The 26,134-nt window shown below is 43.7% G+C and carries 29 protein-coding genes; 26 read left to right on the forward strand and 3 right to left on the reverse strand.

Going from position 1 to position 26,134, the window contains the following annotated elements; all coding sequences use genetic code 11:
- Positions 1 to 93: 93 nt before the first annotated feature.
- The 14 genes from deoC to recO all read left to right on the forward strand — a co-directional run bounded on the left by deoC (position 94) and on the right by recO (position 11,697).
- A complete protein-coding gene (deoC, locus tag MHZ92_RS13255) occupies positions 94 to 765 on the forward strand; it encodes a deoxyribose-phosphate aldolase (protein WP_239432195.1) in 672 nt (223 codons plus the stop codon).
- Positions 766 to 918: 153 nt separating this feature from the next.
- On the forward strand, positions 919 to 1,092 hold the full coding sequence (rpsU, locus tag MHZ92_RS13260) for a 30S ribosomal protein S21 (protein ID WP_239432196.1): 174 nt from the start codon (positions 919 to 921) through the stop codon (positions 1,090 to 1,092).
- 194 nt (positions 1,093 to 1,286) lie between these two features.
- Positions 1,287 to 2,627, forward strand: a complete 1,341-nt coding sequence (locus tag MHZ92_RS13265) for an NfeD family protein (RefSeq protein WP_239432283.1) — start codon at positions 1,287 to 1,289, stop codon at positions 2,625 to 2,627.
- A 26-nt stretch (positions 2,628 to 2,653) separates the two neighbouring features.
- Positions 2,654 to 3,640, forward strand: coding sequence for a flotillin-like protein FloA (gene floA / locus MHZ92_RS13270; RefSeq protein ID WP_370644725.1), 987 nt, complete (start codon positions 2,654 to 2,656; stop codon positions 3,638 to 3,640).
- 37 nt (positions 3,641 to 3,677) lie between these two features.
- Complete coding sequence (locus MHZ92_RS13275) at positions 3,678 to 4,172, forward strand: hypothetical protein (protein WP_239432198.1); 495 nt, start codon at positions 3,678 to 3,680, stop codon at positions 4,170 to 4,172.
- A gap of 47 nt (positions 4,173 to 4,219) precedes the next feature.
- Complete coding sequence (locus MHZ92_RS13280; protein WP_239432199.1) at positions 4,220 to 4,468, forward strand: hypothetical protein; 249 nt, start codon at positions 4,220 to 4,222, stop codon at positions 4,466 to 4,468.
- Positions 4,465 to 5,553 carry a sporulation protein YqfD gene (locus MHZ92_RS13285; protein WP_239432200.1) on the forward strand — a complete coding sequence of 363 codons (1,089 nt, stop codon included), beginning with the start codon at positions 4,465 to 4,467 and terminating at the stop codon, positions 5,551 to 5,553. Before MHZ92_RS13280 ends, MHZ92_RS13285 begins: the two co-directional genes overlap by 4 nt.
- A gap of 5 nt (positions 5,554 to 5,558) precedes the next feature.
- Complete coding sequence (locus MHZ92_RS13290; protein WP_239432201.1) at positions 5,559 to 6,518, forward strand: PhoH family protein; 960 nt, start codon at positions 5,559 to 5,561, stop codon at positions 6,516 to 6,518.
- A 59-nt stretch (positions 6,519 to 6,577) separates the two neighbouring features.
- On the forward strand, positions 6,578 to 8,704 hold the full coding sequence (locus tag MHZ92_RS13295; RefSeq protein ID WP_239432202.1) for an HD family phosphohydrolase: 2,127 nt from the start codon (positions 6,578 to 6,580) through the stop codon (positions 8,702 to 8,704).
- Positions 8,705 to 8,723: 19 nt separating this feature from the next.
- On the forward strand, positions 8,724 to 9,194 hold the full coding sequence (gene ybeY / locus MHZ92_RS13300) for an rRNA maturation RNase YbeY (protein WP_239432284.1): 471 nt from the start codon (positions 8,724 to 8,726) through the stop codon (positions 9,192 to 9,194).
- Between the two features lie 7 nt (positions 9,195 to 9,201).
- A complete protein-coding gene (locus MHZ92_RS13305; RefSeq protein ID WP_239432203.1) occupies positions 9,202 to 9,549 on the forward strand; it encodes a diacylglycerol kinase family protein in 348 nt (115 codons plus the stop codon).
- 20 nt (positions 9,550 to 9,569) lie between these two features.
- A complete protein-coding gene (locus tag MHZ92_RS13310) occupies positions 9,570 to 9,983 on the forward strand; it encodes a cytidine deaminase (protein WP_239432204.1) in 414 nt (137 codons plus the stop codon).
- Positions 9,964 to 10,878 (forward strand): GTPase Era, encoded by a 915-nt coding sequence (gene era / locus MHZ92_RS13315; RefSeq protein ID WP_239432205.1) that lies wholly within the window; start codon positions 9,964 to 9,966, stop codon positions 10,876 to 10,878. Before MHZ92_RS13310 ends, era begins: the two co-directional genes overlap by 20 nt.
- A 33-nt stretch (positions 10,879 to 10,911) precedes the next feature.
- Positions 10,912 to 11,697 carry a DNA repair protein RecO gene (gene recO, locus MHZ92_RS13320; protein ID WP_239432206.1) on the forward strand — a complete coding sequence of 262 codons (786 nt, stop codon included), beginning with the start codon at positions 10,912 to 10,914 and terminating at the stop codon, positions 11,695 to 11,697.
- Positions 11,698 to 11,720: 23 nt separating this feature from the next.
- Here the strand turns inward: recO and MHZ92_RS13325 are convergent, their stop codons facing one another.
- Positions 11,721 to 13,100, reverse strand: coding sequence for a glycine--tRNA ligase (locus tag MHZ92_RS13325; RefSeq protein WP_239432207.1), 1,380 nt, complete (start codon positions 13,098 to 13,100; stop codon positions 11,721 to 11,723).
- A gap of 811 nt (positions 13,101 to 13,911) precedes the next feature.
- On the opposite strand from MHZ92_RS13325, the gene MHZ92_RS13330 reads away from it, so the two are divergent.
- From MHZ92_RS13330 to MHZ92_RS13375, 10 genes are all read left to right on the forward strand, one after another.
- Entirely contained in the window at positions 13,912 to 14,148 is a 237-nt protein-coding gene (locus MHZ92_RS13330; protein WP_239432208.1) for a hypothetical protein, read from the forward strand.
- A 145-nt stretch (positions 14,149 to 14,293) separates the two neighbouring features.
- Positions 14,294 to 14,923, forward strand: a complete 630-nt coding sequence (locus MHZ92_RS13335) for a helix-turn-helix transcriptional regulator (protein WP_255723534.1) — start codon at positions 14,294 to 14,296, stop codon at positions 14,921 to 14,923.
- A gap of 39 nt (positions 14,924 to 14,962) precedes the next feature.
- Positions 14,963 to 15,778, forward strand: coding sequence for a pyruvate, water dikinase regulatory protein (locus tag MHZ92_RS13340; protein ID WP_239432210.1), 816 nt, complete (start codon positions 14,963 to 14,965; stop codon positions 15,776 to 15,778).
- Between the two features lie 191 nt (positions 15,779 to 15,969).
- Complete coding sequence (dnaG, locus tag MHZ92_RS13345) at positions 15,970 to 17,778, forward strand: DNA primase (protein ID WP_239432211.1); 1,809 nt, start codon at positions 15,970 to 15,972, stop codon at positions 17,776 to 17,778.
- 35 nt (positions 17,779 to 17,813) lie between these two features.
- Complete coding sequence (rpoD, locus tag MHZ92_RS13350) at positions 17,814 to 18,986, forward strand: RNA polymerase sigma factor RpoD (protein ID WP_239432212.1); 1,173 nt, start codon at positions 17,814 to 17,816, stop codon at positions 18,984 to 18,986.
- Between the two features lie 78 nt (positions 18,987 to 19,064).
- On the forward strand, positions 19,065 to 19,478 hold the full coding sequence (locus MHZ92_RS13355; protein WP_239432213.1) for a hypothetical protein: 414 nt from the start codon (positions 19,065 to 19,067) through the stop codon (positions 19,476 to 19,478).
- 85 nt (positions 19,479 to 19,563) lie between these two features.
- The gene (locus MHZ92_RS13360) at positions 19,564 to 20,703 is read left to right on the forward strand and encodes an acyl-CoA dehydrogenase (protein WP_239432214.1); all 1,140 of its coding nucleotides are present in this window, start codon (positions 19,564 to 19,566) and stop codon (positions 20,701 to 20,703) included.
- A 150-nt stretch (positions 20,704 to 20,853) separates the two neighbouring features.
- Positions 20,854 to 21,237: a c-type cytochrome gene (locus tag MHZ92_RS13365; protein ID WP_239432215.1), complete on the forward strand. Its 384-nt coding sequence runs from the start codon at positions 20,854 to 20,856 to the stop codon at positions 21,235 to 21,237.
- Positions 21,238 to 21,345: 108 nt separating this feature from the next.
- Positions 21,346 to 22,044, forward strand: a complete 699-nt coding sequence (locus MHZ92_RS13370; RefSeq protein WP_239432216.1) for a tRNA (adenine(22)-N(1))-methyltransferase — start codon at positions 21,346 to 21,348, stop codon at positions 22,042 to 22,044.
- Positions 22,041 to 23,159 carry a Nif3-like dinuclear metal center hexameric protein gene (locus MHZ92_RS13375; protein ID WP_239432217.1) on the forward strand — a complete coding sequence of 373 codons (1,119 nt, stop codon included), beginning with the start codon at positions 22,041 to 22,043 and terminating at the stop codon, positions 23,157 to 23,159. The genes MHZ92_RS13370 and MHZ92_RS13375 overlap by 4 nt, the downstream gene beginning before the upstream one ends.
- A gap of 63 nt (positions 23,160 to 23,222) precedes the next feature.
- On the opposite strand, the gene MHZ92_RS13380 is transcribed toward MHZ92_RS13375, so the two are convergent.
- Positions 23,223 to 24,203 carry a 4-hydroxy-3-methylbut-2-enyl diphosphate reductase gene (locus tag MHZ92_RS13380; RefSeq protein ID WP_239432218.1) on the reverse strand — a complete coding sequence of 327 codons (981 nt, stop codon included), beginning with the start codon at positions 24,201 to 24,203 and terminating at the stop codon, positions 23,223 to 23,225.
- A gap of 64 nt (positions 24,204 to 24,267) precedes the next feature.
- Positions 24,268 to 24,528, reverse strand: a complete 261-nt coding sequence (locus tag MHZ92_RS13385) for a YqfQ family protein (RefSeq protein WP_239432219.1) — start codon at positions 24,526 to 24,528, stop codon at positions 24,268 to 24,270.
- 5 nt (positions 24,529 to 24,533) lie between these two features.
- On the opposite strand from MHZ92_RS13385, the gene MHZ92_RS13390 reads away from it, so the two are divergent.
- Complete coding sequence (locus MHZ92_RS13390) at positions 24,534 to 24,833, forward strand: hypothetical protein (RefSeq protein WP_239432220.1); 300 nt, start codon at positions 24,534 to 24,536, stop codon at positions 24,831 to 24,833.
- The gene (locus MHZ92_RS13395) at positions 24,826 to 26,127 is read left to right on the forward strand and encodes a DEAD/DEAH box helicase (protein WP_239432221.1); all 1,302 of its coding nucleotides are present in this window, start codon (positions 24,826 to 24,828) and stop codon (positions 26,125 to 26,127) included. Before MHZ92_RS13390 ends, MHZ92_RS13395 begins: the two co-directional genes overlap by 8 nt.
- Positions 26,128 to 26,134: the final 7 nt, after the last annotated feature.

Consider the following 26,134-nt stretch of genomic DNA (forward strand, 5'->3'; position numbering starts at 1 on the left):
TCATCCGATGTTGGGTGGACTGTTTTTTGATGCGAAGAAAACCTATATTTGCTATGATGAAAGAGGTACGTACAACTGGAGGAGGAAATTACGTTGAATCAACAATACGCAGCATACATCGACCATACATTACTAAAAGCGGATGCGACAAAAGAGGAAATCGAAAAACTTTGCGAGGAAGCGAAAACGTATTCGTTCGCGTCGGTGTGCGTCAACCCGGCTTGGGTCAAAACGGCCGCAGATATCTTAAAAGGGTCTTCTGTAAAAGTATGTACAGTAATCGGTTTTCCGTTAGGTGCATCAACAAGTGCGGTGAAAGCATTTGAAACGAACGATGCGATTGAAAACGGAGCGGGAGAAATTGACATGGTCATCAATATCGGAGCGCTAAAAAGCGGTGACGATGAACTTGTGAAACAAGATATTTCAGCTGTCGTGAATGCGGCAAAAGGAAAGGCAATCGTGAAAGTAATTATTGAAACGTCATTGCTTACCGATCAGGAAAAAAGAAAAGCTTGCGAACTGTCACGGGTTGCCGGAGCCGATTTTGTCAAAACGTCAACTGGATTTTCCACTGGTGGGGCAACTGTTGAAGATGTCAAATTAATGAGAGGTGTCGTCGGTCCCGAAATGGGTGTTAAAGCCTCAGGAGGAGTCCGTAGCTTCGAGGATATGAAAAAGATGATCGAGGTTGGGGCGACAAGGATTGGCGCAAGTTCAGGCGTCCAAATCATGCAAGGGTTGCAAGGCAATTCTGCGTATTGATTGGGCTTCTCCCCAAAACAAAGTAAAATTTCCTATTTTGCAAAGATATTTTGGAAGTTTTTTATTGACCACTAGCAGATAGTACGTTATAATTTTTTAGTACAAGGAGTAACGCCTTGTTTCGAAGTGTGCTCGGAGGGAGGGACAAGAGATATGACGAAAACTGTCGTTCGCAAAAATGAATCGCTTGAAGATGCTCTTCGCCGCTTCAAACGTACTGTATCAAAAAGTGGTACAATACAAGAGGTAAGAAAGCGTGAGTTCTATGAGAAGCCAAGTGTCAAACGTAAAAAGAAGTCTGAGGCTGCTCGTAAGCGTAAATACTAATCTTTGTCCATATTGACTAACAAAAATAAGTATGTTTATGAATGAAACCGGAAAATCCTATTGGATTTTCCGGTTTTTGTACAGTTAAGAGCAATTTCAATTCGCAATAAATCATTTTTACTTGAAATGAAACTTTTTAACAAGTGATACGTAAAGAAGGTATAATGTTGTTAAAGAAAGAGGTGAATGAACGAATGCGTAAAATGATAGGGAAGTTTCTCCTGTTCATTTTAGTCTTATCCGCGATTTCAATCCCTTTTACACCTACCGAGGCTGCGGCCGAAAAAGTATACCATGTGAAACTAAACAAGGAAGTGGAAAAAGGCCTTCATGCCTATTTGAAGCGATCCTTCAATGAGGCAGAGGAAGCCGGAGCCAAAGCAATCATCCTCGAAATCAATACAAATGGAGGCTTTGTCGACGCGGCAGGAGAAATCGGTAAACTAATGGATGAGACGGATCCTGATATCATTGCCTATATTAATCACAAGGCAATTTCCGCTGGTGCATACATCGCACTCCATGCTGACAAGATCTATATGTCGCCAAATGGCAAGATCGGTGCAGCCCAAGCAGTTGAAGGAACTACAGGAAATGCAGTGGACGTGAAAGCGCATAGCCTTTGGGTGGCCGAAATGATAAGTGCTGCCGAATCGCATAACCGCAATCCAAAGTTTGCAGAAGCTATGGCAGAACCGTCTATCGATATGCCAGAATACCGTGCAGGTGAAGGTCAGTTATTGACATTGACAGCAAGCGAAGCGGCAGATCCCGAAGTCGGTTATAGTGAGGGGACTGTTTCCTCTGTCCAGGAGATTTTGCAATTGAATGGGTTGGAAAACGCTGAAATCGTCCAGACGCAAGTGACTTTCACAGAAGGAATTGCGAGGTTCGTCACACATCCAATTGTCGTGCCGATACTTCTTTCGATCGCGGGTCTTGGCCTCGTATTAGAGCTGTATTCACCAGGGTTCGGTGTTCCGGGAACGATGGCGATTTCAGCATTATTGCTGTTCTTTTTCGGGCATCTCATTGCTGGACTTGCAGGGTATGAAACGCTGATTTTGTTCATCATCGGAGTTGTGCTTGTCATACTTGAGTTTTTCTTGGCGGGTGGGATAGCAGGCGTCCTAGGGGCGGTCGCTATCGTTGTAAGTATCATTTTGGCGGGTGGCAATCCGATGTATATGGCGTATTCCGTCCTGATCGCGATTGCAGTTGCCGTCAGCGGGATGGTGATCATTATGAAATTTTTTGGAAGGAAGCTGCACTTGCTGAACAAAGTCGTTCTCATGGATTCGACGGATACCGAAAGCGGCTATGTGTCGAATGTCAACCGTGTGGAGTTGCTCGGCAAAAAAGCAATCGCAATCACTCCTCTCCGTCCTTCCGGCACGATCGACATGGAAGGCGAGCGAATCGATGTCGTTTCACAAGGAAGCTATATCGATAGGGGAAAACATGTTATCATTGTAAAGGTTGAAGGATCCCGGATTGTCGTTCGGGAAGTCGAAGAAAAAGGGGAGAGTAAATAATGGGTGCACTATTAGGTACCGGAAGTATGATTCTTACGATTGCCATCATCATTGGAGTCATTATCATTTTGTCAGTGTTTTTCACCTTAGTACCAGTTACACTATGGATTTCCGCATTAGCAGCTGGGGTCCGTGTAAGTATTTTCACATTAATCGGTATGCGTCTTCGTCGGGTTATTCCGAGCAGAGTTGTCAATCCGCTAATCAAGGCGCATAAAGCAGGTCTCACTGTAGGGATCAACCAACTTGAGAGCCACTACTTGGCGGGTGGTAACGTCGACCGTGTTGTCAACGCATTGATCGCTGCGCATCGCGCGAATATCGAGTTGACATTTGAACGTGCAGCAGCTATCGACCTAGCAGGACGTGATGTTCTCGAAGCGGTACAAATGTCGGTTAATCCGAAAGTTATTGAAACACCGTTTATTGCTGGTGTTGCATTGAACGGAATTGAAGTAAAAGCGAAAGCCCGTATTACAGTACGTGCCAACATTGACCGTCTCGTCGGTGGTGCTGGTGAAGAAACGGTCATCGCCCGTGTTGGTGAAGGGATCATCTCGACAATCGGTGCTTCCGTCAACCATGCAAAAGTATTAGAAAATCCGGATTTGATTTCTCAAACGGTCTTATCAAAAGGTCTTGATTCTGGAACAGCTTTTGAAATCCTATCTATTGATATCGCTGATGTTGATATCGGTAAAAACATCGGTGCTGAGCTTCAGACAGAACAGGCCATGGCGGATAAAAACATTGCACAGGCGAAAGCGGAAGAACGCCGGGCAATGGCTGTTGCGAATGAACAGGAAATGAAAGCGAAAGTCCAAGAGATGCGTGCGAAAGTGGTCGGAGCGGAAGCCGAAGTTCCTCTTGCGATGGCAGAAGCACTCCGCACAGGTAACATCGGCATCATGGATTATATGAACTACAAAAATATCCAAGCCGATACGAGTATGCGTGATTCTATAAGTAAAGTCGGCGTCGATCAGAAAAAACCTGATGGGAACAAAGAGTGACGTTTGAGCGGAAAATTCCCGGAAAGGGGATGCACAGATGGAACAACTAATTATTTTAGCCGTCCTAGGGCTTATCAGTATGCTCTTCAAAGGGAAGAAGCCTGAACAAGCACCTAAGACGCAGAAAAGACAGCAGACAGCACAGACAGGCACTCCTGACCCTATGCGGAAGCTGAAAGAAATGACGCAGGAGATGTACCAAGAGATCCAGCGTGAATTTCAAACCGAAATCGATGAACCGCCGAGCAGGCAGTCTCCTAAACAGACGCCACCACCGGTTGTTTCGCTCCCAACTGAAGTAATAAAAGCCGATAGACGGGAGAATGCGAATGCAATATCGGTTCAAACCGATCAGAAAAATGCCCGGTCTTCTTCTCGGGAATCGCATCGAGGACGGTTAACAGCTCATCAAGGAAGCCATGTCTCAAATGTGCAAGTTGCGCATAGCGATTTGATTCCAAAAACAGAACAGGACTTGATCAAAGGAATCATTTTCGCTGAAATTTTGGGGCCTCCCAAATCAAAACAATAATCATTGACCCCCTATCCAAATCATAGGCTTGGATAGGGGGTTTTATCTTGAAAAAATTATTTAAAATGAACTCATCAGTAACAATTGAAGAATTTGATTCGGTTAGGATTACGGGTCCCTATTTATTATTGAAACTGGGTCCTGATTATGCGGTGATCCGGTGTGATGACCATGTCATTGAGGCAACGGGTGATGAACTTATCGTCGAAACGTTATCGGAAGAAATGGCGGTATTCTCTTTTGATACGTTGAAAGCCGTAACGGTCAAAGAAATGAAAGATGGCCAGAATCTATGATTCATAAGCGCTATAATGTTGTTCTCACTGGTAAAACGGATCCATCCAGATTTCTGACATTTCTTGCTCGTGAAGGCGTGAAAATTTCCGGAGCTATGGAATCAGGAAAAGGGATTAAGTTCAGGACCGATAAAAAAGGTATTCAATTCATACGGAAGCATAGACGTCGGTATAAAATGAAAATATCTATTCGACCTGCTGACGAAGGGGCAGTAGAAAAAAGGCTCTTTACATCATTTCGTTTTATTATTGCATGCATCATTCCCCTAATTGCTTCATTATTTTTATGGAAAATTGAAATTGAAACAGATGTCCCTGAAGTTTCCGAACGGATTAGCGAAAAATTGGAGGAAAACTCAATTTCATTGTTCCGGCCACTGTCTATGATTCCAGACGAAGGGGAGATCCGCAGGGCACTCATGTCTGAAGATCAATCCCTTTCTTGGGTGCGCTTCAAAAGGTCCGGTAGTACATTGACAGTCATACCGATGCTTTCTCCTAAATTAAATGAAAGTATCGAAAAAACCAGCTCTCCTTCTGACCTTATCGCACGTACGGGTGGAGTCATAACAGGTTTTAAATTGAGCAGTGGTGAAAGGGTAGCCCGTGTTCATCAAACTGTAAAAAAAGGCGATTTGCTTGCTACTGGTATTTTGGAGCAAGGCAATAAACGATCAATAGTCGGAGCGGAAGGTTCTGTGTATGCCGATTTTTGGATGGAATATTCGTTTAAAATTCCTAAAACAGTCGATTATTATTTACTTGGGGAGGAAAATGTAGTCATCCATTGGCAGTCCCCAATCGTTTGGAACGAGGGAAGGCTGCCTTCATTTCGGCCTTTCATGCAAACCGAAAGATATAGGGAAGACCGCCGTGACCAATTTGAGCTGGTGGAAGGTATGGAAGAGGATGTAATCATTCCGTTACTAAAATATAAAATTCTGAATGAAACACAATCCGACCTCATCATAAAAGATGAAAATATTTTACACTTGACGTTCGAAAATGATACAGTTGAGGGGACTATATTGTTTTTAATGAATGAGAATATAGCGATAAAAAGACCGTTATCCCAAGGAGACTGAAACTATTGAGCGAACAACTGATTCAACTTCATATCGAGGAGCCGAATGAGGCTGTCATGCTTCTCGGTATATCCGATCAAAATATGAAATTGATTGAAGAGTCCATGAATATTTCCATTCTTACCCGTGGAGATACGATATCACTTGCCGGGGAAGAAAAAGATATCATTGAAGGAAAATATCTCTTGGAGCAGCTATTGAAAGTAATCCGTAAAGGCATCAATATCAATTTACGAGATATTTCCACAGCAATTGAAATGGTCAAAAACGGAACGATAGAGTATTTTGCCGAGTTATATGATGAGGAAATCGCAAGAACTGCAAAGGGAAAGGCAATTCGTGCGAAGACGATCGGCCAGCGGGAATATATTCAAGCCATCCGGAAAAATGACCTCGTTTTCTGTATTGGGCCTGCCGGAACCGGAAAGACGTATCTCGCTGTGGTACTTGCAGTACAAGCAATGAAGACAGGTACCGTCAAACGGATTATTTTGACGCGGCCTGCTGTTGAGGCTGGTGAAAGTTTAGGCTTTCTTCCCGGTGATTTGAAAGAAAAGGTAGATCCTTATTTACGTCCCTTATATGATGCCCTACACGACGTACTAGGGGCCGAGCATACTGAACGGCTCATTGAGCGAGGGGTCATTGAAATCGCTCCGTTAGCATATATGAGGGGCCGTACGCTTGACGATGCATTCGTCATCCTTGACGAGGCACAAAATACGACCAAAGCACAAATGAAGATGTTTTTGACACGCTTAGGTTTTGGTTCAAAAATGGTGATTACTGGAGACAAGACCCAAATTGATTTGCCGCGTGGCGTCGAATCAGGCCTGAACGCCTCTGAAACGATTCTTAAAAAAGTCCCTGAAATTAAATTTCAATATTTGGAGCAGGGTGACGTCGTACGACATCCAATTGTTGCAAAAATTATCGAAGCTTATGAAAGTGAGCAGTCATCGTAAAATGACTGCTTTTTCATAATTGATAACGAAAAGAGAAAGAGAGATAGGGGGGATTGTTTGTGTTCACACCCATCATTAAACTTTTCAAATCCTTAAAATTCAAATACTTATTGCTATTCGTCGTTCTACTAGCAGCTATCGCATTATTTTCCCTCATGTACGGCAACGTAAAACAGGAAACGTATGAGCTCCATGAATTCAAAATTTCACCGAAGACGATACGCTCTCTGAAAACTGTAGAAGATACAGTGAAGACTGAGCAGGAGAAACGTAGAATCGAATCGGAAGTTACTCCGTTCTATCAATTTTCAGAGGATGTAGCGAAGAATCGGGCAGCTATTGCTGTCTCACTTTTCGATTTTCTCATTGAAGAGAAGCAGGAAAATGTCCCTGACGCCGAAAATCTAGACAAAAAAGCGAAGAGCCGTTCTGAGCAAATTAAAGATATTCGGGAGAAACTCAAGAAGTTGGAAGAAGAAGAACCGGGCCTTCGTCTTACCGATGATGCCATTGCAAGTTTGTTATCAAGGGATGTCTCGGTATTGCGTAAAATCCAGAACGAGATCGCAAAAATTATCAGTGAAGAGCTTTCCAAGCCTGTAAGAACGGGTGATTTGTCGACAGTCCGATATGAAGTGGAAAGGAAACTTCGTTTGTCTGAAGCGATACCACCAGCTGAATTGCAGACCCTCATCACTCTTGGAAGATCGCTCGTCGTCGAAACGGAAACGATTAACAAAGAGCTAACTGATAAACGAATCGAAGAAGAAAAAAATGCGGTCGAGCCGACAAGGATCTTGCAAGGTCAAGTGATTGTACGAGAAGGGCAATTCATCGATTCCGAAATTTACAGGCAATTGGAATTGACGGGTCTATTGACAAATCAGTCTTCCACAAAGCCGATGGCAGGCCTCATCTTGTATGTTTTCTTCGTATCAGCTATCGTTTACATGCATTTTTTAACGTGGCGTGAAGATCATAATAAGAAAAAGAAATCACTGCTGATCGTCTATTCGATCTTTTTCATTCTCGTAATCATCATGAAGCTTATTAGTTTAATTGATAAAGAGTTCGATGTGCAAGTCGCTTTCTTATTTCCTACTGCACTCGCACCGTTGCTTGTAAAGCTATTGACGAATGAAAGACTCGCTTTCATGATGACGATCATTACAGCCGCTACGGCAGGCATTATGCTATTGGAAGGTTTCTCGGCAATTATGCAAATGGAAATTGCCCTCTATATTTTACTTAGCGGAATCGTCAGCATATATGTGTTAGGGAATAACGGTAGAAGGTCGAATATTTTACGGACAAGCCTCTATGTGTCGATTTCTAACATTCTATTTATAGGTTTCTATTTATTGATGACCCAATCGACGTATAATTTATCCGAACTGCTCTTTTACTTAATTGCAGCGGTCACGTCGGGGATTATTTCGGGAGCATTGACAATCGGGCTCATTCCTTTTTTCGAATCCGCTTTTGGGCTCCTTTCGGATATGAGACTCATAGAATTATCGAATCCGAATCATCCGCTTTTGAAAAAGGTACTGACTGAAACACCAGGTACATACCATCATAGTGTTATGGTGGCAAACTTGGCAGACGCCGCTTGTGAATCTGTAGGTGCAGATGGATTGTTGGCGAGGGTCGGAAGCTATTACCATGATATCGGAAAGACGTTACGGCCTGGATTTTTCATCGAGAATCAACATGGCTCAATAAACCCTCACGATGAATTGCCACCGGAAAAAAGTCGTGATATCATTATTGCCCATGCGAGTGACGGAGCGGACCTGTTGGCAAAGCATAAGATGCCAATTGAAATCGTCAATATTGCAAGGCAGCATCATGGAACGAGTTTTTTAAAGTTTTTCTTTGTAAAGGCGAAGGAAATGGGACAAGATGTAGTGGAGGATGATTTCCGCTATCCAGGACCTAAACCGCAAACGAAGGAAATCGCAATCATTTCAATTGCAGATAGTGTTGAAGCAGCAGTCCGCTCATTAAAGGAGCCGACACCTGAAAAAATCGCTAAATTAGTTAAATCGATTATTACTTCAAAATTGAATGATGGTCAATTCGATGAATGTGATTTGTCGATGAAAGAATTGAAAAAAATTGAAACCGTGATTTGTGAAACTTTGAACGGCATTTTCCATAGCCGGATTGAATATCCGGAATGATCGGAAGGAAGGCGAAACAATGCTGGATATTTATTTTAATGATGAGACAGGGAAAGTGACCGAAGACATAACGCAACTTGTAAAAAATCTTTTGGATCATGCAGCTGAAATGGAAGGTCTTTCCGGTCAACCAGAAGTGTCCGTAACTTTTATGACAGATGAAGAAATTCGAAAAATTAATGCTGAATACAGAGGAAAGGACAAGGCAACCGATGTGATTTCATTCGCGCTAGAGGAAATGACAGAAGGGGAAGTGGCAATCATCCAGGAAGAAGATATGCCTATAGTTCTCGGTGACATTCTTATTTCTGTTGAGACGGCAGCACGCCAATCGGTTGAATACGGTCATGACGAAAGACGGGAAATCGGATTCCTTGCATTGCATGGATTCTTGCATCTTCTTGGATACGACCATATGACAGAGGAAGATGAACAGAAGATGTTCGGAAGGCAGAAGGAAATCCTAGCTTCTTTCGGCCTTGAAAGGTGAGAGGCAGATGCGTCCTTTCTTCAAGTCTTTTCAGTATGCACTGAAAGGAATTCGGCACGGTTTTTTAACTGAACGGAATATGAAGTTCCATGTCCTCGCGGTAGTCGTTGTATCGATTGCAGGACTTGCAACGAGACTGAGTGCGACAGAATGGTGCATCATCTTCATTCTGTTTGGCGGGATGATAGCATTGGAATTACTCAACACCGCTATTGAAAGGACCGTGGATCTCATTACAAACGAGAGACATCCCCTTGCCGAGCAAGCAAAGGATCTAGCTGCAGGAGCCGTTTTGATTTTTGCGTTTTTCTCGGCAATCATCGGAATGATCATCTTCATTCCAAAATGGTTGTAATAAACAAAAGAGGTGTAATGATGAATAAAGAAAAATTGATGGAAGAAGCAATAATAGCACGTGAAAAAGCATATGTACCATATTCGAAATTTAAAGTTGGGGCTGCGTTATTGACTGCTGATGGACAAGTCATACACGGCTGTAATATCGAGAATTCAGGCTATAGCATGACGAATTGCGCGGAAAGGACCGCTTTTTTCAAAGCTGTCTCGGAAGGGATCATGAGCTTCAAAGCGCTGGCGGTAACCGGCGACACGGAAGGTCCGATTTCTCCATGCGGCGCGTGTAGACAAGTTATGGCTGAATTTTGTGATTCCGACATGCCAGTCTATTTAACGAATTTGAATGGCAAAGTGTTAGAGACGACGGTAGGGGAATTGCTTCCGGGAGCGTTCTCCAAGGGGGATCTGGATTATGCAGAAGGAAAGCAATAATTTCAAATCAGGCTTTATATCGATTATTGGTCGTCCGAATGTTGGCAAATCCACATTTCTGAATCGCGTTGTCGGCCAGAAAATTGCCATTATGAGCGATAAACCACAAACGACAAGAAACAAAGTGCAAGGCGTTGTGACCACTGAAAACTCCCAGCTGATATTCATCGACACACCCGGTATCCATAAGCCAAAGCACAAGCTTGGGGATTTCATGGTGAAGTCGGCACGCAATACGCTAAAAGAAGTGGATGTCATCATGTTCATGGTGAATGCGAATGAACCGATCGGCGGAGGCGATAAATTCATTATCGATTTATTGCAAAACACAAAAACGCCAGTCTTCCTTGTCATCAATAAAATAGACCTTGTCCATCCTGACGACCTATTGACAACAATCACTTCATATACGAAGGAATATGATTTTGCGGAAGTTGTTCCGTTGTCTGCGTTGAACGGCAATAATGTTGAGAGGTTAATGGAGACATTGACGAACTATTTACCGGAAGGGCCGAAATATTATCCGGATGACCAAGTGACCGATCACCCTGAACGTTTTATCATCTCAGAATTCATAAGGGAAAAGGTTTTGCATTTGACCCGTGAGGAAATTCCACATTCGGTAGCCGTCGTCATTGAGAAGATCGATAGGGATGAAAGTCGCGAACTTATTGATGTGGCAGCGACGATTATCGTGGATCGTGATTCCCAAAAGGGGATTGTCATCGGTAAAAAAGGTGCGTTATTAAAAGAAATCGGAACAAAAGCAAGACATGATATTGAAATGCTCTTGGGATCGAAAGTGTATTTGGAGCTATGGGTGAAGGTTCAAAAGGATTGGCGCAATAAACCTGGCCAACTTCGAGAATTCGGATTCCGCGAAGACGAGTATTGATTTTTCAATTTCATATGATTGGGAGTGATGTCCTTGCTGAATAAATGGGAAGGAATCATCCTGAAGAGTATTCCATACGGCGAATCGAATAAGATTGTCACTCTCTACACACGCGAAGCAGGAAAGATGACTGCCATGGCGAGAGGAGCAAAAAAACCAGCGAGCCGTCTGGCAGCAGTAACGCAAACATTTACGCACGGATTTTACCTGCTGCGATCCGGACGGGGAATGGGAACGCTTGAACAAGGCGAACCGATCGACTCGATGCGGCATATCCGAGAGGACTTAGAAGCAACATCATATGCTAGCTATATAGCGGAGCTGATCGACCGGTTGACGGAAGACCATGGACAAAGCCCAAATGTCTTTGGTTTGTTGCATGAAGCGTTGCATGCGATCAATGAACAATATGATCCGGAAGCGATTGCTTTATTCGTGGAGTGGAAGATGCTGCCTGTTGCTGGTGTCCATCCTGTCCTGCATCAATGCGCCAATTGCGGAGCGACCGAAGGAGAATTCGCTTTCTCGTTTCAGGAAATCGGATTCCTTTGCCATCGGTGTTTCCCAATAGATCCGTACCTTGTTAGAATCACACCGACGCAACTGAGGCTCATCCGAACCTTTTTCACCGTGCCGATTCAACAGGTCGGTTCATTGAAATTGAAAAAGGCGACGAAACAGTTTATGAAAAAAATCGTTCGGACAGTTTATGACGAGCAGGTGGGGGTCCGGTTGAAGTCCCGGTCATTTCTGGATCAATTGGAGCGAACTCCTGAACTATTGCCCCAAAAAGAAAAATCGGAGGAAAAAGGTGAATGACCTATTTCCTCCGATTTTTATGTTTAAAAGACGAGATGTTTTTCAATATATTCCTTAACGTCCGCAATCGGCATCCGAACTTGCTCCATTGAATCGCGGAGTCTCACTGTTACTTGACGATCTTCTTCCGAATCGAAATCGTATGTGATACAGAAAGGAGTACCGATTTCATCTTGTCTGCGGTATCGTCTTCCAATCGATTGGGAGTCGTCATATTGTGTTGCGAAATGCTTGCGTAACTCGGCATATACTTCTTCTGCGCCTTCGGAAAGCTTTTTGGACAATGGAAGAACTGCCGCTTTAATAGGTGCCAGCGCAGGGTGGAATCGCATAACTGTGCGTTTGTCGTCTCCCTCAAGCTCTTCCTCGTCAAAGGCGTCGCAAAGGAAGGCCAAAGTTACCCGATCGGCTCCTACGGAAGGCTCGATACAGTATGGAATGTATTTTTCATTCGTCACCGGGTCTTGATAGTGGAAATCTTCGCCCGAATGCTCCATATGACGGGACAAATCGAAATCGGTCCGGTTCGCAATTCCCCATAGTTCACCCCAGCCGAACGGGAATTTATATTCAATATCGACCGTTCCTTTTGAGTAATGAGAAAGCTCTTCTTCGTTATGCTCACGCAAGCGAATATTTTCGACTGTTAAACCAAGATCCAATAACCATTTCTCGGAGAAATCTCTCCAATACTCATACCATTTCATATCTTCGCCCGGCTTGCAGAAGAATTCCAATTCCATCTGCTCGAATTCACGGGTACGGAATGTGAAGTTGCCTGGTGTTATTTCATTACGGAAGCTCTTACCGATTTGTGCAATTCCAAATGGCATTTTTTTGCGCATCGACCGTTGAACGTTTTTAAAGTTCACGAAAATACCTTGAGCCGTTTCTGGACGCAAAAAGATTTCATTTGCGGATGAATCGGTGACGCCTTGTGAAGTTTTGAACATCAGATTGAACTGACGGATGCCTGTATAGTCTATAGCACCGCAATTCGGGCAAACGATGTCATGTTCCTTAATAAGCTCTTCCATCTTCTCAAAAGGCATGCCATCTACAACGAGCTCAATACCTTTTTCATCCAAAGCATCTTCAATGAGCTTATCTGCACGATGACGAGTTTTACATTTTTTGCAATCGATCATTGGATCATTAAAATTCCCGATATGACCGGATGCTTCCCAAACTTTCGGGTTCATAAGAATAGCAGCGTCTAGCCCCTCGTTATAAGGAGACTCCTGTACAAATTTTTGCCACCATGCACGTTTAATATTGTTTTTTAGCGCGATGCCGAGAGGACCGTAATCCCAAGTGTTCGCCAAGCCGCCGTAGATCTCAGACCCTGGAAAAACAAAGCCTCTCTGCTTTGATAAATTGACAATTTGCTCCATAGTATACATATGAAAATCCCTCCAATTAAAATAAAAAGCACCCATCCTCGGACATATTGTCCGAGGACGAGTGCATAATAACCCGCGGTTCCACCTCGATTGGCTGCAAAAAGCAACCCTCTTTAAGTAAAATTGGCTCCAGGCTGCCGTTTCATGCCTTTACGGGCTTTCACTATCCCCGTTCGCTCAAGTGGCATTACTTATAGACCCATCTCCGCCTATTGAATTCACTATTAGTGTAGCATGCTTCATCGTTATCTGCAATGGATAAAGGCCGCATCGATTGAGTCAATTTTTATTGCTCTAATAGGGGTAAGTTTTTTGTGTAATTCTTCGTGTATAAAACCACTTTTTAAAAAGTAGAAACTTAGACGTGTTGATTTCCGCTCCAGGCGCACGCTTTCCGTGGGGCGGGCGGTGAGCCTCCTCGGTCGCTACGCTCCACTGCGGGGTCTCACCTGTCCCGCTAATCCCACAGGAGTCGGCGCCTTCCTCTCCAATCAACTGAGACAACTTCTAAATAATTGTGAACATACACTGAATTTCACCTATATCCTGCTTTTATTACTTAAACACCAAATAAAATAATTTATTGCTAGCCATTTTTCAAGTAAAATTAATACCATTGAAGTCCTTTAATGCGCGATAGATAGGTTTTCTAGTAGCTTGTTGTAATTAGTGAAATTTGTCCCCTGTTGCTTCTCCGAAATACTCTTGAGCTTTTCGCGTAATATTTTATTTCGGCTGTTTGCTCTTTAAAAAGGATTTCTTTTTACATTTTTCGCTATGTGTTTTAGGATTTCACATATCTTCCAATTGATTGGAGTGGAGATTGGCGACTCCGGCGGGAACAGCACGAGCTGAAGACCCTGGACTGAGCGAAAGCCGTAACGAAGAACGGCTTTTGCGAGTAAAAGCGCAGCGTTACGAGCATAAGGTGCTGTATATTTCTGCACAAACCGCAGAAATATACAAATCGAACACTGCGCTGTTCGATTGGCTGAAGCCGTGCCCGAGGAAAGCGTCCAATCGGAACGGAAATCAATGGTTGTACTAAGACTTTATAATTCACCTACAATATTTAATACATATCGCTCATTTAAGCTTCTATGATGAAAACAAAGCCAACGGTTAGGAATTATGGACGTAAAATGCTATACTAAGCAAGGATATATTATTGAACGATTAGGGCGGTGATTCATATGGAATTGAATAAGCGCCAGACTGAAATCCTAGAAATCGTCAAAGTGGATGGTCCGATTACTGGTGAACAGATTGCGGAAAGGCTCAGTCTAGCGAGAGCTACAATCAGACCCGACTTGGCAATCTTGACAATGGCGGGCTTTTTGGATGCCAGGCCACGTGTAGGTTACTTTTATTCGGGAAAAAAGCCGACCCAATCTATTGCTGACGGAATGATCGGAATGAAAGTCGGTGATTTCCAATCTATTCCGGTAGTCGTAAATGAAAACGTGACTGTCTACGATGCGATCTGTCAAATGTTCTTAGATGATGTAGGCTCGCTGTTTGTCGTAGATAAATCCTCTTACTTAACGGGAGTTCTATCCCGCAAGGATTTGTTACGCACGAGTCTTGGCAGCACCGAGCTTGATAAAATACCGGTTCATGTCATCATGACAAGGATGCCGAATATTACATATTGCAAAAAACAAGACTCCCTCATTCAAGCTGCGAAGAAAATGATTGAACAACAAATCGATTCACTTCCAGTTGTCACGATGAAAGAGGGTGGATTGGACGTAGTCGGTAGAATAACGAAGACGAATATTACCCGCGCTTTCCTTTCCTTAGCGGAAGACCATGAATTATAAGCGGTTGCCTTCAAAGCAAAATGAAAGAGGAGTGATACAATGAGGAAGTTAACATTGTTCATCGTTTCCGATTCTGTCGGCGAGACAGCGGATTTAGTAGCTAAGGCAGCGGCAAGCCAATTCAGGCAGGATCTCGAAACGGTTTCGACAAAACGGTTTTCGCATGTAGAAGATGAATCTCAACTTCGGGAAATTGCCTATTTGGCAAAACAACAACATGCTATCATCATTTATACGCTTGTGAAAAGCGGAATGCGAAAAGTAATCAAAGAGGAATGCCAGAACAATGGATTAAAATGCATTGATCTTCTAGGACCGATTGTTAAAGAAATCGGCACATCCCTTGATCAAAAACCTTTCGAGGAACCAGGTCTTGTCCGCCAATTGGATGAGGATTATTTCAAGAAAATCGAAGCGATAGAATTTGCTGTTAAATACGATGACGGCCGAGATCCCAGAGGTGTCGTCAAGGCCGATATTGTTTTAGTCGGAGTTTCACGCACTTCGAAAACGCCATTGTCACAATATCTCGCACACCGCCGTTTTAAAGTGGCGAATGTACCGCTTGTGCCTGAAGTCGACCCCCCTGAGGAGTTATTTAAGATTGATCCGAAAAAATGCTTCGGTTTAGTTATTTCACCAAGCGTTCTCAATTCAATCAGGAGAGAAAGATTGCTAACGCTCGGCTTGAAAGATGACGCAAATTATGCGAAAATCGATCGGATCAAACAGGAATTGGATCATTTTGAAAAAGTCGTTTCGAAGATTGGTTGTACAGTAATCGATGTTTCGAACAGAGCAGTCGAGGAGACCGCAAACCTTATTTTAAGCGAAGTTGCCAATCGCAATCTATAATAAATACAAAAAGAAGGACCACCCAGTATAAAATGGTTGGTTCTTCTTTTGCAGATTGTGTACAATAGTATTTTGCTGAACAATACTATTATCGTATTGTTACTAGCTAATGCAAAATTTATTTTGTCGAATAAGCAGGATTTTTGAATACTGTCTCGAATTCAAGTATGTGAGAAGAGAATGGTGATAGGATGACTAAAATTCCAGAAGAGACAATTGAAGAGATCCGATCCAAAACGGATATTGTCGACCTTGTCGGCGAATACGTACAATTGACGAAACGGGGCAGGAATTGGTTTGGCCTTTGTCCATTCCATGGGGAAAATACTCCATCTTTTTCAGTTTCAGAGGACAAGCAAATATTCCATTGCTTCGGTTGCGGTGCTAGCGGCAATGCCATCACCTTTGTCATGGATATTGAAAATAGTCCATTTACAGAAGCGGTTTCGAAGCTAGCTGCACGGGCAGGCGTGGAATTGGAAATCACTTTTAGCGAATCTTTTAAAGGTGCAAAGTCGAATGAGTTCCAGCAAATGATCGATGCTCATACACTTGCGGCCAACTTTTATAGTCATTTATTACTGAATACGGTGGAGGGTGAAAAAGCATTACATTATTTAGAGCAAAGAGGATTTTCCCGTGAGCATATCGAAAAGTATGGTATAGGGTGGTCGCTAGACGATCGAGAGGTCCTTACCCAGCTGTTGAAGCGCAAGAAGTTTGATATGAAGGAGATGGAGCTTGCCGGACTTTGCATAATGAAAAATGATGGAACTGGGTATTTCGATAGATTTCGAGGACGTATTATGTTTCCTTTACATGACGATAATGGAAATGTCGTCGCATTCTCAGGAAGGACACTATCCGACTCGAAAGAGGAAGCGAAGTACTTGAACAGCCCAGAAACGCCTATTTTTGAAAAGAGCCGATTGCTTTATAATTTTCACAACGCACGTCTTAATGTCCGTAAAACGGGTAAAGTAATACTGTTCGAAGGTTTTATGGATACGATTGCCGCAGAAAGAGCGGGAATTATGAATAGTGTTGCAGTCATGGGGACATCCTTGTCTGACACCCATGTAATGAAAATGAAACGGATCGCCAATCAATTGATCATTTGCTGTGATGGTGACAATGCTGGATGGGATGCAGCAAAAAGGTTTGCCGTCCTATCCACTCAAAAAGGATTGGATGCAAAAATAGCCCTATTGCCGGGGAAGATGGACCCTGATGAATATATTTCTACATTTGGCGGGGAATCCTTCACTGAAAAAGTAATCGGTAATCCCCATTCATACATGTCATTCATAATGGCCTATTATAAACGGTCTAAAAATTTATCCCAAGAAAACGATGTTTTACAATATATTCACGAAGTTCTTGAGGAGCTAGCACCGAGAGTCTCACCGGTTGAAAGGGATTTGATGATCAGGCAGCTGGAAACGGAAACAGGAGTTTCCTCTAGTGCTCTCCATGAACAATTGATGAAAAAGGTTGGAAAGCTGGCAAAACAGGAGAAGGCGATTCCTTCTGAAGGACAAGCCGTTCAGGTGAAAGTGCCTAACCGTAAAATGTCAAGCCTTGAGCGGGCTGAAAGACTTCTGTTATGCCATTTGTTAAACGATGGGAATTTATTCGACAGAATTCGGGATGAACATCAGGAGCTTTTCTTCCGAGACGAATATGCCACGATTTTCATAAAGCTCGCCGGATTTTATGAAAAGCATGGCGTCCCCGACTTCCACAGATTCGCCGAAACTTTAGAGGATCGGGAGCTTCGGAAAGTCGTCATGGAAGCAGCTATGCTTGATAGAGATCCTGAATTTGCTGAGCAGGAAATAAATGATTGCATTCATCATCTCGCAAAGCATCGGATGAAAAGACGCATTGAAGAGATGATGCATGAGTCCAAAGAAGCGGAAAAAATGAATGATCATACCCGGGCACTGGAGCTGGCCAGGGAAATTATACAGCTCCGGAAATCATTATCGGCAATGTAAGCCGTATTCCGGTGAATTAAGGAGGAACGGGTATTATGACTAAAGAGCAATCTGGAGAAATGGAGCACGAAATGACATTAGATGAAGTGAAAGCAGGTTTATTGGAAGCTGGAAAAAAAGCAGGGGAATTGACACTTGAAGAAGTGACGGAAAAACTATCCGTCTTTGAAATGGAGCCTGATCAGTTCGAAGAGTTCCTCGACCAAATCGATGCTGCAGGCATTGAAATGGAACGTAAAGATGAAGAGGAAGCGAATTCCAAGGATGAGGAACAGTTTGACTTGAATGATCTGAGTGTTCCTCCAGGCGTAAAAATCAACGACCCTGTACGCATGTACTTGAAAGAAATCGGCCGCGTCGACTTATTGACCGGAGATGAAGAAGTGAAATTGGCGATCGCCATCAAAGAAGGCGTAGAAGCGGAAGAGAAGCTAGCTGAAACAAAACAATCAGATCCAGCTCTTTTAGAACTCATCGAGAAAGGTGAAAATGCTAAAAAGAAGCTTGCGGAAGCCAACCTTCGTCTCGTCGTCAGCATCGCAAAAAGATATGTCGGTCGCGGAATGCTATTCCTCGATTTGATTCAAGAAGGAAATATGGGTCTTATTAAAGCTGTTGAAAAATTTGACCATACAAAAGGGTTCAAATTCAGTACGTATGCGACTTGGTGGATCCGTCAAGCGATTACGAGAGCAATCGCGGATCAGGCGCGTACGATTCGTATTCCTGTCCATATGGTCGAAACGATTAATAAATTGATACGCGTTCAGCGTCAATTGCTTCAAGATCTCGGTCGCGAACCATCACCTGAGGAAATTGGCGAAGAAATGGACTTGACGGCTGAAAAAGTGCGTGAAATCCTAAAAATTGCACAAGAGCCAGTTTCGCTTGAAACACCGATTGGGGAAGAAGACGATTCTCACTTAGGGGATTTCATTGAAGACTCGGAGGCACAGTCACCATCCGATCACGCTGCCTATGAATTATTGAAAGAACAATTGGAAGACGTTTTGGACACGCTGACAGACCGTGAGGAAAACGTATTACGCTTGCGCTTCGGTTTAGACGACGGCAGGACGAGGACGTTGGAAGAAGTAGGGAAAGTTTTCGGCGTTACCCGTGAACGGATTCGTCAAATAGAGGCGAAAGCGCTCCGGAAGCTAAGACATCCTTCCCGCAGCAAGCGATTGAAGGATTTCCTGGAATGATCACCCGCACCGGCATATCCAATATGCCGGTGCATTTTATCGTTCATTGATTTTACTAATGATTAGGGGCGAAATAGGATGAATGTTCAGCGGAAAAAGATCATTATGGCTGAAATAAATTACTGGAAACAGAATAAACTTCTTCCGGAGCATTATTGTGATTTTCTCATAACGCTTTACACACAAGGGGATCATGAACAGGAAATCAGTGCAACAGAGGCCATCCTGTCAAAAAAGAAAAAGAAGGTCAAACTGCGCGCTGTATTCATTCAATCATTATACATACTCATTGCATTCGCGATTCTCGGCATTTCCTTGAAATTATGGACGCTCTTTTTTGAAGGGCAGACGATCCTGTTAGTTGGAATGTTGATCGTGAACTGTTTATTGTGGCTATTAGCTGGAAGGCTATTAAAATTGCTTTACTTTACTATTTCAGGAGTCGCAGGGTTAGTAATGATTGTTATCTTTATCATGATGAATGTAAACTAGCATCCTTCTAAAGAATGATTGTGATAATGCCGATCATTTCGGTATAATCAAAATGTAAGCGTTCACAACGAAGGGGATGAAGAAAATGAATTTTGACTTGACGGATGAACAACAAATGATCAGGAAGATGATCAGGGAGTTTTCTGATGAAGTTGTCGCGCCAGGGGCAATTGAACGGGACCGGACAAAGGAATTTCCTATCGACATATTCAAACAGCTTTCTGAAATGGGGATGATGGGTCTTCCTTTCCCGGAGAAGTACGGGGGAGCGGGAGCCGATACGATAAGCTTTGCGATTGTAACTGAAGAGTTGAGCCGAGGATGCGCTTCGACAGGCATTACATACTCCGCTCATATTTCCTTAGGGGGCGCTCCGATTCATCGATTCGGAACGGAAGAGCAAAAGCAGAAATATTTGACGCCGATATGTACGGGGGAATCATTCGGCGCATTTGGGCTCACCGAACCGAATGCGGGGTCTGATGCCGGGGGGACACAGACAACCGCAAAACAAGAAGGCGATGAGTTTGTCATAAACGGTTCGAAAGTATATATAACGAATGCGAGCTATGCTAAACATTTGGCGCTTACAGCAATAACCGGAAATGAAAATGGCAAAAAGGAGATTAGTGCCATCATCGTTCCGACAGATGCGGAAGGCTTCACGATTATCGACAATTATGAAAAGATGGGCTTACTTGCGTCCAACACGACAGAATTGGTACTCGATAATGTCAGAGTTCCTCAAGAAAACCTCCTAGGCAAGCGTGGAGAAGGATTTAAGCAGTTCCTCGTTACATTGGATGGCGGCAGGATCGGAATCGGGGCAATGGCGGTAGGGATTGCGCAAGCCGCTTTTGAGAGGGCTTTGAAGTATTCAAAAGAACGTAAGCAATTCGGAAAGACATTATCAGAATTCCAGATTACCCAATTCAAGCTGGCCGATATGGCAATGAAAGTTGAATTGGCAAGAAATATGGTTTATAAGGCCGCCTGGTTGAAGGACCAAGGTCGTCCGTTCACAAAAGAGGCTGCCATGTGTAAGCTATATGCTTCTGAAATAGCAATGGAAATTGCCAATCAAGCGATTCAAATCCATGGAGGTTACGGCTACATGAAAGAATATGAAGTCGAGCGTTATATGCGGGATGCTAAATTGCTAGAAATCGGCGAAGGAACGTCTGAGGTGCAACGTATGGTCATTGCCAGACAAATAGGTTGTTAGAATCGAAAAGTCAAGAAAAGTTTGTCCAAATTGTCACAAACGGTTAAATGTACATGGATAAGTCTTTCAGTTTTCATCAGGATACAGTACAATATGAGATGTGCACTGTATACTTTTACAGAATAATTCCTGATGAAGGAGGGTAATTCGATGAAAAACAATCCTGTTGTACCTTATATCCTGATTTTTGCGCTAGGATTAGGACTTATTTTCTTCATGTCCTTATACGGTATCGAGCAGAAGAATGAAATTGCCGGAGCGGATGAGGAAGGCAAAACTGAAGAAACAACTGACGGAGCTGCAGCTGAGGATTTTGATCCAGATGCATTTGCACATGGACAATGTATCGCCTGCCATGGTGGTGACTTGACTGGAAGTCCGATGGCACCAAGCCTAGTTGGTACGTCCTTGTCCCAAGATGAACTCCATGACATCATTAAAAATGGTAAAGGCGCAACAATGCCTGCATTCGGCGGTAAAATCTCGGATGATCAAATCGACCAACTGTCGGAGTATATCCTATCACTTAAATAAGAACGGCAAGCCATCGGTTGCGCTGTACAGCCTCCGATGGCTTTTTTCATTTCTGGCATATATAGTAACATTCCCTTACAATATGAGTATTAGAAAGGCGGGGATCTATTGAATTCCGAAAAATTATCAACACGGTTAGCAGCCGTTGCTTCATTTGTCGAGCAAGGAGCCACCCTCGCCGACATCGGAAGCGATCATGCTTATTTGCCATGTTGCTTAGTAAAAGCAGGAACAATATCCAAAGCGATTGCAGGCGAGGTGGTGAAAGGGCCATACGAATCGGCAGTGAGAAATGTCCGAAAAAAAGGCCTTTCAGATGAAATTACGGTTCGGCTGGCAAATGGATTGGAAGCCGTTCATCCAAGCGATGGAGTCGATACAATATCGATAGCAGGAATGGGCGGTCCTTTGATTGCAACAATTCTAAACGATGGAATAGAAAAGCTCGAAAACGTGAAACGAATTATCACACAACCAAATATTCACGCATTATCGATTCGCGAATGGGCCGTTCAAAACGGCTGGCAAATAATCGACGAACAGATTTTGAAGGAAGATCATAAAATCTACGAAATCATCGTCCTTGAAAAAGGGCAAGCCGAGTATAACGAGCTTGAAATGATGGTCGGACCTTATCTGCTCGACAGAAAATCGGATATTTTCATCGAAAAATGGAAGCGGGAAGTCGATGAATGGAAAAGGGTTCTCGATTCATTAGAAAACGCAGGGAACACGGAAGCAATTGATGATAAGAAGGAACAATTACGGAACAAAATCGAGTTGGTTGGAGGGATTTTGTCAAATTGAAGAAAGTAAATGGTCATGAAATAATTAACCTTTTTGAACAGTGGTCTCCAAAACGGTTTGCTGAAGACTGGGACCCGGTCGGATTGCATATCGGTCAGTTGAACCGTCAAGTCGAAAAGGTCATCATTACGTTGGATGTGAATGAATCGGTCGTAAATGAAGCGATTGATAAAGGAGCCAATTTGATTATTGCGCATCATCCCCCTATCTTTCGACCGATGAAACATATTTGGACGGATACACCGCAAGGAAGGCTTATTGAAAAATGCATTAAACATGATATTTCCGTTTATGCCGCACATACGAATTTGGATGTCGCACCTGGAGGGGTGAATGATCTACTTGCTTCCCGTCTAGGTCTGCAGAACACTGAAGTGATGGAGCCGACAATATCTGATCCGCTCTATAAATTGGCGGTCTTTTGTCCAATCGAGCATGCTGATAACTTACGGGAAGTGTTGGCTCGCGCAGGTGCAGGGGCAATCGGTGATTATACAGGATGCAGCTTCACATCCACAGGGATAGGTCGTTTTACTCCGACCACAGGTGCCGACCCGTTCATCGGTGAAGTCGGGAAAATGGAAGAGGTTGCAGAAGAACGCATCGAAGTCGTCCTACCGGGTCCGCTAAGGTCGAAAGTGCTGAAGTCTATGTTAGCAGCTCATCCGTATGAAGAGCCTGCATATGATTTTTTCGTGCTCGACCAACGAACGGAAGAGTTCGGACTTGGAAGGGTTGGTACATTACCTGCTTCTATGGAACTAAAAGAGTTCGCTGAATTCGTCAAAGATGCTTTGGACGTACCAGCTGTCAGGATTGTCGGAGATTTTTCAAAGCCAGTCCAAAAGGTCGCGGTACTCGGAGGCAGTGGCAGTAAGTATTTGAAGGCTGCAAAGCGAAGTGGGGCAGATGTATTCGTTACCGGTGATATGGATTTCCATAGTGCGCAAGATGCAGAATTGATGGATCTCGCAATTGTCGATCCGGGTCATCATGTGGAGAAGGTGATGATTGAAGGAGTTGCCCAGTACATGGAACAGGCATGTCGGGAAAAAGGGTATGCTGTTTCATTCATTGAATCTGAAATCAATACAGAGCCGTTCCGATTTGTATAATAAAGAATAGGGCTGTTCCGCGTCGGTCATTGACACGGAACAGCCCCTTCATTCTTTTTTATTTTATTCATTGATTGCATATGGCTCAATACGTTTAACCGGTTCAGGATTCTTGATTTTTGGCAAAATCCGCTCCAATTTGAATTTACGTTCCGGTATATGCGTTGACGGATCTTCCTGGTCGAAGTTTTCCAAGAAGCTAATTACCTCACGGACAACTAGTGTAGGAGTGGAAGCGCCAGCAGTGACAGCAACCGTTTCTACACCTTGAAGCCAATTGATATCAATCTCGGAAACATCAGAAACCCGGTAGGAAGGAGTACCAGCAATTTCAACTGAAACTTGTGTCAGACGATTGGAGTTATTGCTTTTCGGATCACCTACTACGATTAGGAGGTCTGCTTCTCCTGCCTGCTCTGCTACCGCTTCCTGTCTCACTTGTGTTGCAAGGCAGATTTCCTTGTGTACTTCAATATGAGGGAATTTCTCTTTCAGTGCATCCATAATATGTGCAACATCCCATTGGCTCATCGTCGTTTGGTTTGTGACGAGTAGCTTTTCGTTATTGAGCTCAAGCCCCTCAACATCATCCAGTGACTCGATCAGATGGACTGCGTGAGGCGCGACACCAATTGCCCCTTCTGGCTCTGGATGGTATTTTTTTCCGATATAGATGATGTCGTATCCTTCTGCGGTTTTCTCTGCAATCAAGTCGTGAGTGACGGTTACGTCCGGGCAAGTGGCATCAATGGAAACAAGGCCTTTCCTGCGCGCCAATTCCCGGACTTCCGGTGACACACCATGGGCAGTGAAAATGACAGTCCCTGTTTCGACTTTCTCAAGGATCTCCAGCCGGTTTTTCCCATCCAACGTTATGATGCCATCTTCCTCAAATGCATCTGTGACATGTTTATTATGAACAATCATGCCTAATATATATATAGGTCTCGGCAACGTTTTGTCGAGTGCTGCATTTCTTGCGATAACCATTGCATCGACAACCCCGTAGCAATAGCCGCGCGGGGAAATCTTTTTAACTTTCATTTACTCCACACTCCTCTAAAGGGATCTATATCTATTATAGCGGAGTTAGGCAGACGTTTCAAAATTATAATGTGGGCGGTTGGAAGATCCTCGGACTGGAAGCCCCGGCTTGCGCAGTTCGCGATGTAGCTGATGCAGCGGTTGAAGTCGCTGCTGTAGCTGTAGCCCCTGCTGCTCCACCGGCTGCAGGAAGTGACTGGAAGCCTTTATATAATCTCCATAACGCGGGCAAGTTTTGAAACATTGGTGCAAACTGCTGGACAAGCGGCGCGTATTGTTGGGCTGTATTTAAAAACCGGTTGGCCGTTTGCATGTACATTTCCATTCTGGATGGATTTTGAAACTGTCCCGGCATGGACGGGCCGAATCGATTTCCCATCGGAGACCCCTGAAAAGGTTGTCTCGGCGGCTGGGAGAAGGGCATTGGCTGTTGTGGACCGCCAAATGGCTGCCTCATTGCAAAAGGTGACTGTTGCGCTCGCGCGAATGGATAGAAGGATTGGTACCTCATGGATAACCCCTTTCATTTGGTCTTATGAACTTTCACAATATATACTATGCCAAAAACAATTACTGCGGAACGGAATCATGCTACAATATGAATACGTTAGGAGGCATATGAATGTCTAAATTCACTGATTATCAATTCAAACCTTTTCTCCGGGAAGCAATTGCCCGTCTAGGGTTTGAACATCCAACACCGATACAGAAAGAAATGATTCCATTAATTCTTAAGGGGTCCAACGCGATCGGACAAGCACATACAGGAACAGGTAAGTCACACAGCTTCCTTATTCCGATTCTTGAGCGGCTGGACGAGGAGAAGGAAGAATTGCAAGCGGTCATCACTGCACCCACGAGGGAACTTGCATTGCAGTTATATGACGAATTGAATAAGATGACCGAAAAAACAAGTATTCGAAGTTCACTTTTAATCGGAGGAACTGATAAGCAACGCTCCATTGACAAATTGAAATCGAATCCGCACGTCATTGTTGGAACACCGGGAAGGATTCGCGATCTTGCTGAAGAAGGAGCTTTGGCAATCCATACAGCTTCCATTTTAGTAATTGATGAAGCTGACTTGGCATTTGACATGGGATTCATCGAGGATATTGACAAATTCGCATCAAAAATGCCAACGGATCTGGAGATGTATGTTTTTTCGGCAACGATTCCTGAAAAACTGAAGCCTTTTCTGTCGAAATATATGGAGAGTCCCGTTCATGTTCAAATCGGCAATAAGAAGCCGTTGACGGAAGGGATGAAATATTCCCTTGTACCAGTCCGAAGCATGGATCGGAAGAAAAAACTTTTGCATGTTTTGAATGCAATCAATCCTTATTTGGCGATTGTCTTTACGAACACGAAGCAAAACGCGGACGAAGTTGCTTACTATCTTGCCGAGCATGGCATTAAAGCAGGCAGAATCCATGGAGATCTGTCGCCGCGCGAACGTACACGGATGATGAAGCAGATTAGGGATCTCGAGTATCAATATATCGTCGCGACTGATCTTGCCGCGCGTGGGATTGACATCCCCGGAGTGAGTCACGTCATCAACTACGAATTGCCGGATGACTTGGAGTTCTTCATTCACAGGGTAGGAAGGACTGCTAGGGCAGGTCTTGAAGGAATTGCTATCACAATGTACGAACCATCCGAGGACGATAAAATTGTGCAAATTGAAAAGATGGGCATCCCATTCATCCACGAAGACGTGAAAAAAGGCGAGTGGGTAGAGGTCAAAGAGCGTCATGCAAGGAAGAAGCGGGTGAAAGAGACCGATGAATTAGATCGCAAAGCGGCGTCGTTTGTTCGTAAACCGTCAAAGGTCAAGCCTGGCTATAAAAAGAAAATGGCAAAAGACATAGAGAAGTTCAAGAAGAGGGAAAGGAGATTGAAACGTAGAAATGACAAATGATCAACCA

This window comes from Sporosarcina sp. ACRSL, from assembly GCF_022346605.1.
Taxonomy (GTDB): Bacteria; Bacillota; Bacilli; order Bacillales_A; family Planococcaceae; genus Sporosarcina.

Coding starts and splice junctions, on each gene's coding strand:
- rpsU (WP_239432196.1), top strand. CDS start 919: ATGACGAAAACTGTCGTTCGCAAAAATGAATCGCTTGAAGATGCTCTT.
- MHZ92_RS13265 (WP_239432283.1), top strand. CDS start 1,287: ATGCGTAAAATGATAGGGAAGTTTCTCCTGTTCATTTTAGTCTTATCC.
- floA (WP_370644725.1), top strand. CDS start 2,654: ATGATTCTTACGATTGCCATCATCATTGGAGTCATTATCATTTTGTCA.
- MHZ92_RS13275 (WP_239432198.1), top strand. CDS start 3,678: ATGGAACAACTAATTATTTTAGCCGTCCTAGGGCTTATCAGTATGCTC.
- MHZ92_RS13285 (WP_239432200.1), top strand. CDS start 4,465: ATGATTCATAAGCGCTATAATGTTGTTCTCACTGGTAAAACGGATCCA.
- ybeY (WP_239432284.1), top strand. CDS start 8,724: ATGCTGGATATTTATTTTAATGATGAGACAGGGAAAGTGACCGAAGAC.
- MHZ92_RS13305 (WP_239432203.1), top strand. CDS start 9,202: ATGCGTCCTTTCTTCAAGTCTTTTCAGTATGCACTGAAAGGAATTCGG.
- MHZ92_RS13310 (WP_239432204.1), top strand. CDS start 9,570: ATGAATAAAGAAAAATTGATGGAAGAAGCAATAATAGCACGTGAAAAA.
- era (WP_239432205.1), top strand. CDS start 9,964: ATGCAGAAGGAAAGCAATAATTTCAAATCAGGCTTTATATCGATTATT.
- MHZ92_RS13325 (WP_239432207.1), bottom strand. CDS start 13,100: ATGTATACTATGGAGCAAATTGTCAATTTATCAAAGCAGAGAGGCTTT.
- MHZ92_RS13335 (WP_255723534.1), top strand. CDS start 14,294: ATGGAATTGAATAAGCGCCAGACTGAAATCCTAGAAATCGTCAAAGTG.
- MHZ92_RS13340 (WP_239432210.1), top strand. CDS start 14,963: ATGAGGAAGTTAACATTGTTCATCGTTTCCGATTCTGTCGGCGAGACA.
- dnaG (WP_239432211.1), top strand. CDS start 15,970: ATGACTAAAATTCCAGAAGAGACAATTGAAGAGATCCGATCCAAAACG.
- rpoD (WP_239432212.1), top strand. CDS start 17,814: ATGACTAAAGAGCAATCTGGAGAAATGGAGCACGAAATGACATTAGAT.
- MHZ92_RS13355 (WP_239432213.1), top strand. CDS start 19,065: ATGAATGTTCAGCGGAAAAAGATCATTATGGCTGAAATAAATTACTGG.
- MHZ92_RS13360 (WP_239432214.1), top strand. CDS start 19,564: ATGAATTTTGACTTGACGGATGAACAACAAATGATCAGGAAGATGATC.
- MHZ92_RS13365 (WP_239432215.1), top strand. CDS start 20,854: ATGAAAAACAATCCTGTTGTACCTTATATCCTGATTTTTGCGCTAGGA.
- MHZ92_RS13380 (WP_239432218.1), bottom strand. CDS start 24,203: ATGAAAGTTAAAAAGATTTCCCCGCGCGGCTATTGCTACGGGGTTGTC.
- MHZ92_RS13385 (WP_239432219.1), bottom strand. CDS start 24,528: ATGGAAATGTACATGCAAACGGCCAACCGGTTTTTAAATACAGCCCAA.
- MHZ92_RS13390 (WP_239432220.1), top strand. CDS start 24,534: ATGGATTTTGAAACTGTCCCGGCATGGACGGGCCGAATCGATTTCCCA.
- MHZ92_RS13395 (WP_239432221.1), top strand. CDS start 24,826: ATGTCTAAATTCACTGATTATCAATTCAAACCTTTTCTCCGGGAAGCA.